This is a genomic window from Gracilibacillus xinjiangensis (assembly GCF_042651765.1).
In the GTDB taxonomy this organism is placed as follows: domain Bacteria; phylum Bacillota; class Bacilli; order Bacillales; family Amphibacillaceae; genus Gracilibacillus; species Gracilibacillus xinjiangensis.
Genome location: NZ_JBHSDT010000004.1, coordinates 430,135 through 444,023 on the forward strand (window position 1 = coordinate 430,135; position 13,889 = coordinate 444,023).

Below are 13,889 nucleotides of genomic sequence, written 5' to 3' on the forward strand. Positions count from 1 at the left end.
AAAAGTGGATATAACATTTAAAATTAAATATAAATTAACATTTATGTTAATTAAAGTAGTGGCAGTCAATTCTCGATCGAATTGGCTGCTATTACTTATTTTAATCGACTTTTATTGAAAGGATTAGGAATCATTGAAATGAACACATGGCTAATAAAAAAATATTTTTATTAATTGAATTACAAGTTGCAAAATCAGCTTGACATGTCCGAACAACTATAATATATTAGTACAAGTAAGGTCACTCAATGATTAATTAAATTTTATTAAAGCGCTTTATAAAAACGCTTACTTAAGTATTGTTGAGATGACTATTACACAAAAAAATATATTTTTGGGGGTTGAAACATAATGAGAAAGTCCTATGCGCTATTGATAATGCTTTTATCAGCTGTATTAGTATTAAGTGCCTGTGCAGGTGGGGGGGCAAGTAATTCTGGTGGGGCATCAGAAGATGGAACGAAAAAGTTGACGTTTATGTTCAGAGGTGGAACGGCGGAAGAGAAAGCTTATCAAAAAGCAATTGATCAATTTGAAGCTGATAATGAAGGTGTAGAGGTTAATATGATTGTAACCTCTGGAGATCAATACTCTACTAAATTGAAAGCGGCAATAACGGGTAACCAAGTGCCTGATGTATTCTATATTGAACCAGGTCAATTAAGATCATATGTTCATAGTAATATCTTATTAGATTTAACAGATTATGTTGAAGGTAATGATAGAATTAATTTAGATAACATTTGGCAATATGGTATTGATAGTTTTCGCTTTGATGGAGAAACTCAAGGGCAAGGTTCCATTTATGCAATGCCGAAAGATGTGGGGCCTTTCTCTCTAGGTTATAATAAAACGATGTTTAAAGAAGCAGGACTGGAATTACCAGATAAAGATGTACCAATGACATGGGATGAATTTATCGAAGCAAACCAAGCCTTAGTAAAAGATACTGATGGTGACGGAAAAATTGATCAGTATGGAACTGGTTTTAACGTAAACTGGGTATTGCAATCTTTTGTTTGGAGTAATGGAGGCGATTTCCTAGACGAAACGCAAACAGAAGTGACAGTTAATACTCCAGAATTTGCAGAAGCATTGCAATGGTTTGCAGATCACCAAAATGTGTATGAAATAACTCCTTCTATAGAGGATGCGCAATCATTAGACACGTATCAACGCTGGATGCAAGGTCAATTAGCCTTCTTCCCTGTAGCACCATGGGACTTAGCGACTTTCGACACAGAATTAGATTTCGAATATGATGTAATTCCATACCCGGCTGGTAAAACTGGGGAATCAGCAACATGGATCGGAACATTAGGAATAGGTGTATCTCAAACAACATCACATCCTGATTTAGCAACAGAATTGGTATACTATTTAACAGCATCTGAGGAAGGGCAGCAAGCATTAGTGGATGCCCGTATTCAAATTCCTAACTTAAAGGATATGGCACAAGAATGGGCAGCTGATGATTCAATGGCTCCTGAAAACAAGGAAGAATACTTACAGATCGTAGAAGACTATGGCCGTGCCTTGCCTGCAAATAACACTTATAATGCAGAATGGTATGACTACTTCTTCACTAATATTCAACCAGTTCTGGATGGCGACATCACTGCGGCAGAATATGTGGAAAAAGTTCAACCAAAAATGCAAGAGTATCTTGATAATGCAAGAGAATTAGAAGAGCAGTCAAAACAGTAATATAGCAGTATGTAAACCGATTTTAAAGGGGAGGTAATACCTTTCACTAAATGTCAGGTACTATCTCCTTTCCTATATCTTATTGATTTGTCTCCTTACATGGTTTTAAGCAAATCATCTATGTATAAAAATATACAAAGAAGATTTGCTTAATTCCAAGTAAAAATTACACCAACTATGGTGATTGAATGAATTTGAGGTGAGGATTCTAATGGCAACAGCAAAAGCAGAAACGCTAAAAATAGCGAAGAAAAAGAAGTCAAAGCTTTACCGAAAAGAGTCACAAGCAGCATTATTATTTATCCTGGCACCATTAGTGGGATATTTAATTTTCACATTATATCCATTTATCTTTTCGATTTACGCTTCGTTTACAAATTGGAATGGTTTAGGGACGATGAATTTTATCGGATTAAGTAACTATACAAGGTTATTATCAGATGATTATTTCACTAGTTCCCTTTTCAATACATTCTTTATGATGATAGGTATCCCGATTGGTTTGTTAATCTCACTATTACTTGCTATGGGGTTAAATAGAGGGATACCTGGTACCACTACCTTCCGTGTCATTTATTATATCCCTGTAGTGTCATCACTGGCAGCAATTTCCGTATTGTGGCAATGGGCGTATAACGGTGATTATGGTTTAGTCAACCAGTTTTTAGCGTTAATCGGAATAGATGGTCCAAACTGGCTGCAAAATACGTCAACAGTAAAACCGGCTCTAATTATTATGACAATATGGAAAGGGCTAGGTTATTCGATGTTACTATATTTAGCGGCATTACAAAGTGTGCCGAAAATGTATTATGAGGCTGCTGATTTAGACGGTGCGAACAGTTTCCAGCAGTTTAGACATATTACATGGCCAATGGTAAAACCGGTAACATTTTTCTTAGTAATCACTAACATTATTAATGGCGCACAAATGTTTACAGAGATAAACATTATGACACCGACTGGCGGTCCTGAGTATAGTTCAGCAACAGTTGTATTCTATATATGGGAAAAGGCATTTGATAACCTGCAAATGGGATATGCCTCCGCATTATCCGTAGTTTTAGGGATTATTATCTTTATCGTTACATTAGTTCAATTTAAACTGAATGATAGATCATCCTTTGAGATTGATTAAATAACTATTTTAGCAATTAGAGAAAAATCGAGGTGAGAATATTGTCACAAGTTAAAAGAAAGAAAGTCGCTGACAGCATTATATTCGTTGCATTATCAGCAGGTGCTGTATTCATGATTGCACCATTGCTTTGGATGATATCCACATCCGTAAAAACAAAATCAGAAGTATTCGCTCTTCCTCCAGTTTGGATTCCGAGTGAGTTTGATTTTTCAAAGTACTCAGAAATATGGGAAGCAGGTCCGCTTTTATCAGGTATACAAAACAGTTTAATAATCTCCTTAACGGTGACTATCGTTGGCTCATTCACATCAAGTTTAGCGGCATTCGCATTTGCTAAGTTAAGGTTGAAAAATAAAAATGCGCTATTCTTATTACTATTATCGGCTATGATGATTCCGTATCCAAGTCTGATGATTCCCCAGTTTTCCATGTTTGCAGGAGCTGGATGGATAGATACATTACTGCCATTAATCATCCCGCCTATTTTTGGTAACATAGTAATGGTATTCTTCTTAAGACAATATCTAATTAATGTGCCGAATGCAGTAATTGAAGCAGCGAAAATTGATGGAACATCATTTTTCGGTATCTTTACTAAAATCATTTTTCCATTAATTAAGCCAGCAATCGCGGCTCAATTTATCCTGTGGTTTATGGCTGTATGGAATGATTACCTGGCACCGATTATTTACTTAAACTCACCAGATAAATTAACGATACAATTAGTTATTGCAAACTTTAATGCAACTTATGCCATTCAAACAGATTATCCATTAATTATGGCAGCGTCAATAATCGCCTTACTACCGATGCTAATTATATTCTTGATTTTCCAAAAGCAGATTATCGAATCAATTGCTATATCAGGGGTGAAAGGCTAATCGAAACACTCTACTGGCATTATGTCAGTAGAGTGTTCTTCGTAAAATAAATAGTAAAGGATGGGAAGAATGATTGATCAGAAAATAATACCGAAAGATAAACTTTATGATAAGTCAATTATTGATCAAGAACAGAAGTGGACAACTAACAATGTACATGATCCTGCAATAATAAAAGATGGTGAATGGTACTACGTATTCTCAACAGATGCACAAAATGGCGGCGAATTTAAGGCAGGCATTCAAATAAGGAAATCCAAAGATTTAATAAATTGGCAATGGGTTGGGAGAGCCTTTGCAGAAGGTGTTCCTGATTCTGCCAAACAATGGACAGGTGCGGAAGGACTTTGGGCTCCTGAAATTGTAAAGTATGGGGATACTTATTTTATGTATTACGCTGCAAGTCAATTTGGTAAAACACAATCATTTATCGGTGTGGCAAAAAGTGATCAGATTGAAGGGCCTTATCAGGATCTCGGGGAAGTTTATAAGTCAGAAGAGGGTACTGATGGACCAAATGCAATTGATCCTAATATAACTTTTGATCGTGAAGGGAAACCTTGGATGGTCTATGGTTCATTTTTTGGGGGGCTGTTTGTCGCAGAAGTGGATCCTGTGACAGGCAAACTTGCAAAGCAGGGGAGAGGAACATTGATCGCTAAGCGGAATCATAGTGTAGACAGAGCTTTAGAAGGTCCTTACATTGTTTACAATCCAACCTTTGATTATTTTTATTTATTTGTATCTTACGATTCTTTATTCTCGAATTATAATATTAGAGTGGCACGTTCGAAAAATATTGAAGGTCCATATATTGATTTTCGCGGTAATGAAATGACTGATCTGGAGAAACCCCAATATGAGATCGGAACAAAAGTGTTAGGTGGCTACCGTTTTATCAAAGATGAAGGTTGGATTGCTCCTGGTCATAATTCAATATTGACAGATAATGGCGATTATTATGTTTGTCACCATATTCGTGCACCTAAAGATAAGGGATGGCATTACTTGCATATTAGAAAGATTGGATGGACAACTGATGGTTGGCCGCTAGTATCACCAGAGAGATTTGCAGGGGAAGAAAATAATTTAATAGAAGAACATAGGTTGTATGGTGACTGGGAGTGGATTCAGGTCGATCAAAATAATGACGGACAGGATGTAGCATCAATGGTACAATTAAATAAAGATTTGTGGCAGCATCTGACGGAAAATTGTTATCACGTCTCAGTAAATGGTTACAAGTATGATGGTGTAGCAATGGAGAGTTGGGACTGGGAAAGATGGAAGAAGACAATTGTATTTATGGGTAAGGATGATCAAGGGAATGTAGTAATTTCTAAAAAGGTCTAATACAAGTAAGGCTGCTTTCCATAACTTATTTTGTACAACTAACTATGGAAAAAGGGGATAGGACAGAATGGATACTAATTGGGCAGGATCAATCATGCAAATGCTGGATAAAGCAGTGAAACTAGTCTGGATGAATTGTTTATGGGTTATTTTCACATTAATAGGCGGAATAGTGCTGGGTGTTATGCCAGCCACTGCCTCTGTTAGTTTTTTGGTTCGTAAAATGATAAAGAACGAAGAGATAGAAAATGTGTTTCAGGAGTTCTGGAAGTATTATAAAAACAGTTTCAAATCTTCTAACATAATTGGGCTTTCCTTTTGGGTTGTCGGTTTATTCTTATTTGTTGACATCACTTTCTTAATTCAAATGGAAGGTATGATTGCAAAAGTTCTTTTAATCGGTGTATTTGTATTACTCTTTGTTTTTCTTGGTGTTTTATTGAATTTTTTCCCAATATATTCACGGTTTGAAATGAAAATAATGGAGTATATTAAATTGGCATTTGTGATGGCAATGACCCGTCCTGTTACAACCGTATTCATGGTTTTATGGCTGTGTGTAGTTACTATATTAAGCATAGAGTTCTCTGTAATAATCCCATTATTGTTTAATGTTTTAATAATATTAGGTATTAATTGGTTAAGTATAGTTAGGATAGAGAAGAAAGATTATGAGTTAATATCATATAATAAATAATCAGAGAAATTAATAAGTCAAATAAGTTAAGGAGTAGCTGTAATCAGATCCCTCCTTAACTTTTTTTTATTTGGTGTTTGGGTATCGATAAATAGTTGAACGTCATATTTTAGAAAACCTTTCTAAACAGAGGAATAATCAACCGCTGGAGTAGTGGATTAGAATAGACACAAAAAAAAGATATATATTCGAAAAATAGTCTATTCAAAGTGTAAACGGTTTATGAGAATATAATTACAAGTTAGAGGGAAACATGATAAAAATTTGTCCGTTCAACAGTGTTTTTGTTTCAAGCTTACAGGTTACCTCTAAAAACTTATCAATATCAAAAAAAGTATCACTTTTATTAGGAGGTGCTGGTAGAACTAATAATACAAATATTGTTTTATGTAAGCGCTGTCTTATAATACGGATTGTTTTGAAAGCGTTATCCAGTGAGGGAGAATTTATTATTGTATGTTATTAGGGGGGAAAAACATGAAAACTAGATTAGTATTTTTTTTGTCAAGTCTGGTCTTAGTATTAATGTTAGCAGCTTGCAGCAATGAGGAAGCAACTGAAGGTGAAAAGCAAACAGAAGATGGCAAAGTTGTATTGACTGGTCTTATTACGAAACATCCATTGACTAAGGATTTAGAAGATATGGAATGGCTTCAAGAGGTGGAGGATAGAGCAGGTGTAGAAATTAAGTGGGAGGAAGTTACAGCTGATTGGGATCAGAAAAAAGGTGCGATGTTAGCTGGTGGCGATATTCCTGATATTATTATTGGACCGAATGCGATTACAGATGCTGACTTTGCTAAATTTACTGGCTTGTTCGAAGATCTAGCGCCATTAATTGAAGAACATGGACCTAATATTCAAACAATGTTTGATGAACAGCCAGCTACACTAGCTTTAGCATCTCAAGATGATGGACAGATTTTTGGTTTGCCGAAATACCAAAGATTTTGGCCCCAGACAGCTACCATGCAATTTATAAATAAACAATGGCTGGACAATTTAGGATTGGAAGAGCCGACTAATTGGGATGAGTTATTCGATGTACTGATGGCCTTTAAAGAAGAAGATGCAAATGGAAATGGTGATCCTAATGATGAAATCCCTATGGACTTTGCCCCGCCTGGAACAACTGGCTTTGGCTTTTTTCATCCAACCGTATTATTAGGCAGTACTGGTATGACAATTACTGGCGGTGGCGGACAAGGGTATTTCTTAGAAGATGGAGAGGTTAAAAACTTCTTTGTAGATGAAAGGTATAAAGAACTAGTTGCATTTTTAAACAAGTTATATTCTAATGGATTAATTAATCAAGAGGTGTTTACACAAGACTATACCAAATACCAGTCGGTTGCACGAGGTACTGGGGAAGATGCAACAGTGGGTTATACCTTTGGATGGGAATCAACGGATCGTTTTGGTCTCAATATATCTGATCAATATACATCATTTGAGCCAATGAAACAATCAGCTGATTACGATGGCGACGTTTCTTGGTCGTATGATTATGACAATCTAAATTATGGTGTGAATTTCGTTGCATTATCATCTCAAACGGCCAATAAGGAGGCAGCGATGAAATTTATTAATGAACTGTATGATCCTGAAGTAAGTCTGCAAATATTATTTGGATCTATTGGTCCAAATGTTGAAAAGTCTGAAGATGGCTCCTATAAGGTTTTACCTCCACAAGATGAAGAGATGGATCCGGGAACATGGAAATGGACCTCCACTTGGGCGGATAATGGGCCAATGTATATTTCAGATAATTTAGAAGTGGAACTTGGAGCAGATATGCAAGCGGTTAAAGGTCAGCAAGCGCCATTTGATAAAGTATTCGAGACATTAGATAAGGAAAATAACGTGTTTCCTGGTATGTTCTTGAAATACTCTGATGAAGATAATAACCAAATGAGCTTAATTAATACAGATTTTATGAACTTAGCAATGTCCAAATTTGCGGAGTGGGTATCTAGTGGTGGAATTGACAGTCAATGGGAGGATTATGTACAAGAAGTAGAGTCGATGGGTTTACAAACAAATCTTGACATTATGCAAAGCTATTATGATGAATACAAGAATAACCAGGAATAAATTGCTTGGAAATAATATAAAGAGATATTAGTTATTCTTACTAATATCTCTTTGTAAATAAAGGGGGAGTAAATGTGGCGGTATCTGATGCAAGAAGCAAGTCATTAACCGGAACGGATACAACAAGGAAAATAAAGAAAGCAAATATATTAAATACATTCAGAAGAGACTACCAATTATGGTTGATGGTCTTACCTGCTGTAGTTTGTGTTATTATCTTCAACTATATACCGATGTATGGAGTGCAACTCGCATTCAGGGAATATGATTTTACAGCAGGATTAACTGGTGGTGAATTTGTAGGGTTAAAGTATTTTGAACAGTTTATTAACAGTCATATGTTTACAGACTTAATTCGTAATACATTACTGATTAGTATTACTACCATTGTTATAGGGTTTCCTGCTCCTATTATTCTAGCATTATTAATCAATCAAATCAGATGGAAACGAGGCAAGAGGATACTGCAAACAACGGTTTATTTGCCGCATTTCATTTCTTTTGTGGTATTAGTGGGTTTGTTGAATGTATTATTATCACCCAACACAGGTTTGATTGGATTAATAATTAGTAAGCTCGGATTCGAGGGTACCAATCTATTAGCTTCTGTTACTGCATTTATTCCTGTGTATGTATTGTCAGATATCTGGCAGCATGTTGGCTGGAACAGTATTATTTATTTGGCGGCGCTAGCTAGTGTTGATCCTCAACTATATGATGCAGCTAAAATAGATGGTGCAAACCGCTGGCAAATCATTCGTAATGTAGAGATACCAGCAATCATTCCAACAATTGTCATTTTGCTAATCTTGAACATGGGAACAATTATTAGTACTGGTTTTGAGAAAATATTCTTAATGCAAAATTCAATGAATCTGCCTATTTCTGAAGTGATAGAAACTTACGTATATAAAATAGGTATTGTTTCTAACCAATTTAGTTATGCAGCTGCTATCGGCTTATTCAACACGCTAATAAACTTTTCATTGTTACTCATTGTAAATACAATAGCAAAACGAGCGGCAAAAATAAGTCTTTGGTAAAAGTTATAGAGTATTAGGAGGAGGAACCAGGATGAGCACATTTACCCTAGAGCGAATAAAGAACAAGAAGCCATCAGATATAGCATTTGATGTAATAATATTCGGACTTTGCATTTTAATCTTTTTTGTTATAGCTTACCCACTGTATTTTATTGTAATAGCTTCTATTAGTGATTCTACCTTAGTTTCAACAGGTAAGGTTTTTCTGTTCCCGCAAGGTATAAGCTTTTTTGGCTATGAACAAATATTCCAAGACTCACGAATATGGATTGGATATCGTAATACACTGTTCTATGCTATCTTCGGCACATTTGTAAATTTATTATTTACTCTGCCTGCAGCATATGTATTATCAAGAAAAGAATTCCGTGCCCGAAGGTTTTTAATGTTCTTCTTTATCTTTACTATGTTTTTTAATGGTGGTTTAATTCCTACTTATTTATTATTAAAGGATTTAAGTATGATCGATACGCCTTGGGTGTTTATATTTAACCCGCTTACTGTAAATGTTTTCAACTTAATTATCACGAGAACCTTCTTTGAAAGTAATATACCGAACGAGATGTATGAGGCTGCATCCATCGATGGTTGTACACATTTTAAATTTTTTTCAAAGATTGTCCTTCCTTTATCTAAAGCTGTCATATCAGTAATAGGGCTTTATTATTTAGTGTGGCACTGGAACGACTTTTTTACAGGGTTGATTTATATCCGTAATTATGACCTGCAACCACTGCAAATAGTCTTAAGGGACATACTGCTTTCCAATCAGGTGTTTGCAGAGGGTGCTGGAAGCGGAGGGACTGGAGGCGGTTATGCACAACGTTATGCTGACCAGATAAAGTATGGGGTAATCATTGTCTCATCCCTCCCAATATTAATCCTTTATCCGTTTATTCAAAAGTATTTTGAAAAAGGTGTGCTGATTGGTTCAGTGAAAGGATAGAAGGATAAGACGAAAATAAGCAAATGGGTTAGTAGAGGAGACTGTAATATAAAACAACCACAAGCAAAAAATAGTTTAGCTTGTGGTTGTTATAATGTGCATTCTTTTATGCTGATGTGCTAGTCTTATCTCCTGTGTCGAACAATGGTAAGGATATCTTCATAATGAAATAGGAAAGAGTGCTCGCACCAAGTACAGGAAATAATACAGGTAAGTAATAAAAAGTTACTAACAATACTAGTATTACTACTATCATCATAAAAGTTTGAAGAGGTTTACCTATTATAAGAATGATAGCATATTTAAAATAGGTAAGAAATTTAAGTTCAAAATGTACATAAAGTGGGGGTAAATAGATTGCTATCAGTGATAATACAATGATTAGGGCATATGTAAATAGCGTTAATGCAGCATTCAAAGCAGTGGAGGGCAGCTGGGCCAATACTCTTATATTAAAAAATAATAATGCTCCTGCGATTGTCACACTGTAGCCGTATAGATTTGCTTTAAGAAATTCCCTCTTAAAATAGCTTATAAAAGAACTGAATATTTTTATATCATGCTCTGATTGCAGTTCCTTTCGGATTGTCGCATATAATGCAATAGTAGCGGGAAATATGCCAAGTACACCAATCCCTGCAATTGTAAATAAGACCCAAAGGAAATTGAGAATGAACAGTTTAAACATCCATTCGCCAAATGTCATATACCATGTCGATATATTTTTCATCTTTTACTCACCTGCTTTTATAATTGAAGGATTATTCACTTTTTTGTGTTCTACCTTGATTTATAGGATACACAAATTAGGGATACACGTAAATCTATTATTTTTAAAACAAATAAAAGGATATGGAATCGAAAAATAAGATAAAATTCTCGGTTTCTCTATTGGAGATTAACAGAGAATTATAGCATTATATCTTGACAAAGTAGGTTATTTTTCTTACTCTTTATATACGGACAATTTTTTAAAAATAGTGATTATTGAGATATTTGTACGAATAAGCTGGGAATGGAACACATAGAAATTGAGGTTATAATATATGTCTATTGTAAGCGTTTAATAATTAAAATAAGGAGGATGAAGAAAATGGCGAGAGAATCAGTAAAAGCAAAAATGGTAATTGACAAGGAATTCCAAATATCTGAAATCGATCCAAGGGTATACGGTTCATTTATTGAACATTTAGGCAGGGCTGTATATGGCGGGATCTATGAGCCGGAACATCCAACTGCAGATGAACATGGGTTTAGACAAGATGTTCTCGATTTAGTTAAGGAATTGCAAGTTCCTATCGTTCGCTACCCAGGTGGAAACATGGTCTCTGCTTATAATTGGGAAGATGGAGTAGGTCCAAAAGAAGACAGGCCTAAAAGATTAGAATTAGCATGGCGTGTAACAGAAACGAACCAGATGGGGACGAATGAATTTGTTGATTGGGCAAAAGCAGCCAATACTGATGTTATGATGGCGGTTAACCTTGGTACTAGAGGCGTAGATGCTGCCCGTAACTTGCTTGAATACTGTAATCATCCAGGCGGAACTTACTGGAGTGACCTTCGAAAATCACATGGTTATGAGACCCCTCATAATATTAAAGTTTGGTGTTTAGGAAACGAAATGGATGGACCATGGCAAGTTGGTCAGAAAACAGCACACGAATATGGTCGGTTAGCTTTTGAAACAGCGAAAGCAATGCGATTAGTAGACCCAACAATTGAATTAGTCAGCTGTGGAAGTTCAAATTCCAATATGCCTACATTCCCTAGCTGGGAAGCAGAAACATTAGAGCATACGTATGAAGTTGCAGACTATATCTCCCTGCACCAATATTACGGAAATAGAAGTAACGATACAGCAAACTTTCTAGCTAAATCTATGGATATGGAAAACTTTATTCAAACAGTAATTGCCACATGTGATTATATAAAAGCGAAGAAACGCAGTAAGAAGAAGATGTACTTAAGCTTTGATGAATGGAATGTTTGGTTCCACTCTAACGAACAAGATAAAGAAATTGAGCCATGGACAGTAGCGCCGCCTCAACTGGAAGATGTTTACACATTTGAAGATGCGCTATTAGTTGGTAGTATGTTAAATACTATGTTACGTCATTCGGATCGTGTAAAAGTGGCTTGTATGGCACAGCTTGTAAACGTTATCGCGCCAATCATGACAGAAAATGGCGGAGCTGCCTGGAAGCAAACAATATTCTATCCATATTATTATACATCAGTATATGGACGCGGAATTGCGCTTAGCCCAGTTGTTAGCTCACCTAAATATGATAGTAAAGATTTTACCGATGTTCCATATCTCGATCCTTCTGTTGTTTATAATGAGGAAAAAGATGAATTAGTAGTTTTTGCAACAAATAGACACTTAGAGAAGGACTTAGAAGTGGATATTGATATTCGTTCATTTGAAGGATATGACGTAGTAGAACATGTTGTATTAGAAAATGAAGATGCAAAAGCGATTAATACAGCAACGCAAGAGAATGTAAAACCACACTCAAATGGCGAATCTTATGTTGATGATGGAAAGCTTGCAGGGATCTTCCCTAAATTTTCCTGGAACATGGTCCGCTTACGAAAGAAAAACTAATGCAACATAGATGGAGGCAACTAAAATAGCTTGCCTACCCTTTTTACATACCATATTACGTAAGAAAGGGAGTTTAAAGATTGAAACACCACCAATATGCATTGACTCCTCCGATGGGATGGAATAGCTGGGATTGCTATGGAGCAACCGTAACGGAAGAGGAAGTAATAGGTAATGCTGATTATATGGCAGAACATTTAAAGAAGTTTGGATGGGAGTATGTCGTTGTTGACATTCAATGGTCTGAACCCGGGGCAGTATCCTCAGCATATCGCCCTTTTGTTCCATTAGATATGGATGAGTATTCCCGATTAGTTCCTGCTGTGAATCGTTTTCCCTCAGCAGCTGATGGCCAAGGATTTAAACCATTGGCAGATTATGTGCATGGTAAAGGATTGAAATTCGGGATCCATATTATGCGAGGAATTCCCAGACAAGCTGTCCATCAGAATACCAAAATTCTGGGCAGTAATGTACGTGCTAGAGATATTGCGAAGCCTAATTCAATATGTCCTTGGAATACCGATATGTATGGGGTTGACCATACGAAAGAAGGCGCCCAAGCATATTACAACTCATTATTTGATCTATATGCAGAATGGGGCGTGGATTTTGTTAAAGTCGATGATATTGCAGATTCGAAACTGTATGGTATCCATGCTGAGGAAATAAAAATGATTAGAAAGGCAATCGATCAATGTGGCAGGCCAATGGTTCTAAGTTTATCACCTGGTCCTGCTCCGATCGACCATGCAAGTTTATTAGAAGAGAATGCCAATATGTGGCGTATGACTGATGACTTTTGGGATTTATGGCCGCCACTCTACGACATGTTTGATCGTTGCTATAAATGGAGCAAGAATATTGGCCCAGGGTATTGGCCTGATGCAGACATGTTGCCATTAGGGCATATTGGTATTCGATCGGTTGATGGTGGTGCTAGCGACAGGTATACAAGGTTTACGAAAGATGAACAGATATTAATGATGACACTTTGGTCCATCTTCCGATCACCATTAATGTTTGGTGGTGAATTAAGAGATAACGATGATTGGACGCTATCCCTTATCACAAATGAAGAAGTGCTTGAGGCCCATCGAAATGGGTTTGGCGCAAGGCAAGTATACCGTGAAAATGATAAGGTGGTATGGACATCTAGTGGGGATAAACAAACCATATATGTAGCTCTGTTTAACTTAACCGATAATGCAAGCAAGATTACTGTAACATTTGACCAATTGGGAATAAACGGTGAGGAGATAGAGATTAGAGACCTGTGGAACAAAGAAAATATTGATGATGTTTCTCATGAACTATCTTTTGACATATCACCACATGGGGCAAAATTTTTAAAATTGACCAATTTGTCTGAACAGTATTGCCAAAGAATCACACGTTTAAATTTATAATTAATTA

At 36.1% G+C, this 13,889-nt stretch carries 11 protein-coding genes; 10 read left to right on the forward strand and 1 reads right to left on the reverse strand.

Annotation, left to right across the window (positions count from 1 at the left end; genetic code table 11):
- Positions 1-351: 351 nt before the first annotated feature.
- The 8 genes from ACFOY7_RS06300 to ACFOY7_RS06335 all read left to right on the forward strand — a co-directional run bounded on the left by ACFOY7_RS06300 (position 352) and on the right by ACFOY7_RS06335 (position 9,862).
- Positions 352-1,707: an ABC transporter substrate-binding protein gene (locus tag ACFOY7_RS06300; RefSeq protein WP_390250491.1), complete on the forward strand. Its 1,356-nt coding sequence runs from the start codon at positions 352-354 to the stop codon at positions 1,705-1,707.
- Positions 1,708-1,918: 211 nt separating this feature from the next.
- Entirely contained in the window at positions 1,919-2,845 is a 927-nt protein-coding gene (locus tag ACFOY7_RS06305; RefSeq protein ID WP_390250493.1) for a carbohydrate ABC transporter permease, read from the forward strand.
- A 41-nt stretch (positions 2,846-2,886) separates the two neighbouring features.
- Positions 2,887-3,729 (forward strand): carbohydrate ABC transporter permease, encoded by an 843-nt coding sequence (locus ACFOY7_RS06310; RefSeq protein ID WP_390250495.1) that lies wholly within the window; start codon positions 2,887-2,889, stop codon positions 3,727-3,729.
- Between the two features lie 69 nt (positions 3,730-3,798).
- Entirely contained in the window at positions 3,799-5,082 is a 1,284-nt protein-coding gene (locus ACFOY7_RS06315) for an arabinan endo-1,5-alpha-L-arabinosidase (RefSeq protein WP_390250497.1), read from the forward strand.
- Positions 5,083-5,149: 67 nt separating this feature from the next.
- Positions 5,150-5,779: a YesL family protein gene (locus tag ACFOY7_RS06320; protein WP_390250499.1), complete on the forward strand. Its 630-nt coding sequence runs from the start codon at positions 5,150-5,152 to the stop codon at positions 5,777-5,779.
- Between the two features lie 477 nt (positions 5,780-6,256).
- Positions 6,257-7,873: an extracellular solute-binding protein gene (locus tag ACFOY7_RS06325; protein ID WP_390250501.1), complete on the forward strand. Its 1,617-nt coding sequence runs from the start codon at positions 6,257-6,259 to the stop codon at positions 7,871-7,873.
- 185 nt (positions 7,874-8,058) lie between these two features.
- Positions 8,059-8,916 (forward strand): ABC transporter permease, encoded by an 858-nt coding sequence (locus ACFOY7_RS06330; protein ID WP_390252054.1) that lies wholly within the window; start codon positions 8,059-8,061, stop codon positions 8,914-8,916.
- A gap of 31 nt (positions 8,917-8,947) precedes the next feature.
- The gene (locus ACFOY7_RS06335; protein WP_390250503.1) at positions 8,948-9,862 is read left to right on the forward strand and encodes a carbohydrate ABC transporter permease; all 915 of its coding nucleotides are present in this window, start codon (positions 8,948-8,950) and stop codon (positions 9,860-9,862) included.
- Positions 9,863-9,968: 106 nt separating this feature from the next.
- On the opposite strand, the gene ACFOY7_RS06340 is transcribed toward ACFOY7_RS06335, so the two are convergent.
- Complete coding sequence (locus ACFOY7_RS06340; protein ID WP_390250505.1) at positions 9,969-10,592, reverse strand: YesL family protein; 624 nt, start codon at positions 10,590-10,592, stop codon at positions 9,969-9,971.
- Positions 10,593-10,955: 363 nt separating this feature from the next.
- On the opposite strand from ACFOY7_RS06340, the gene arfA reads away from it, so the two are divergent.
- Both arfA and ACFOY7_RS06350 read left to right on the forward strand, forming a co-directional pair.
- Entirely contained in the window at positions 10,956-12,473 is a 1,518-nt protein-coding gene (gene arfA / locus ACFOY7_RS06345) for an arabinosylfuranosidase ArfA (RefSeq protein ID WP_390250507.1), read from the forward strand.
- An 80-nt stretch (positions 12,474-12,553) separates the two neighbouring features.
- Positions 12,554-13,882, forward strand: a complete 1,329-nt coding sequence (locus ACFOY7_RS06350; protein ID WP_390250509.1) for a glycoside hydrolase family 27 protein — start codon at positions 12,554-12,556, stop codon at positions 13,880-13,882.
- Positions 13,883-13,889 lie beyond the last annotated feature (7 nt).

Coding starts and splice junctions, on each gene's coding strand:
- ACFOY7_RS06300 (WP_390250491.1), top strand. CDS start 352: ATGAGAAAGTCCTATGCGCTATTGATAATGCTTTTATCAGCTGTATTA.
- ACFOY7_RS06325 (WP_390250501.1), top strand. CDS start 6,257: ATGAAAACTAGATTAGTATTTTTTTTGTCAAGTCTGGTCTTAGTATTA.
- ACFOY7_RS06320 (WP_390250499.1), top strand. CDS start 5,150: ATGGATACTAATTGGGCAGGATCAATCATGCAAATGCTGGATAAAGCA.
- ACFOY7_RS06305 (WP_390250493.1), top strand. CDS start 1,919: ATGGCAACAGCAAAAGCAGAAACGCTAAAAATAGCGAAGAAAAAGAAG.
- ACFOY7_RS06330 (WP_390252054.1), top strand. CDS start 8,059: ATGGTCTTACCTGCTGTAGTTTGTGTTATTATCTTCAACTATATACCG.
- ACFOY7_RS06340 (WP_390250505.1), bottom strand. CDS start 10,592: ATGAAAAATATATCGACATGGTATATGACATTTGGCGAATGGATGTTT.
- arfA (WP_390250507.1), top strand. CDS start 10,956: ATGGCGAGAGAATCAGTAAAAGCAAAAATGGTAATTGACAAGGAATTC.
- ACFOY7_RS06335 (WP_390250503.1), top strand. CDS start 8,948: ATGAGCACATTTACCCTAGAGCGAATAAAGAACAAGAAGCCATCAGAT.
- ACFOY7_RS06315 (WP_390250497.1), top strand. CDS start 3,799: ATGATTGATCAGAAAATAATACCGAAAGATAAACTTTATGATAAGTCA.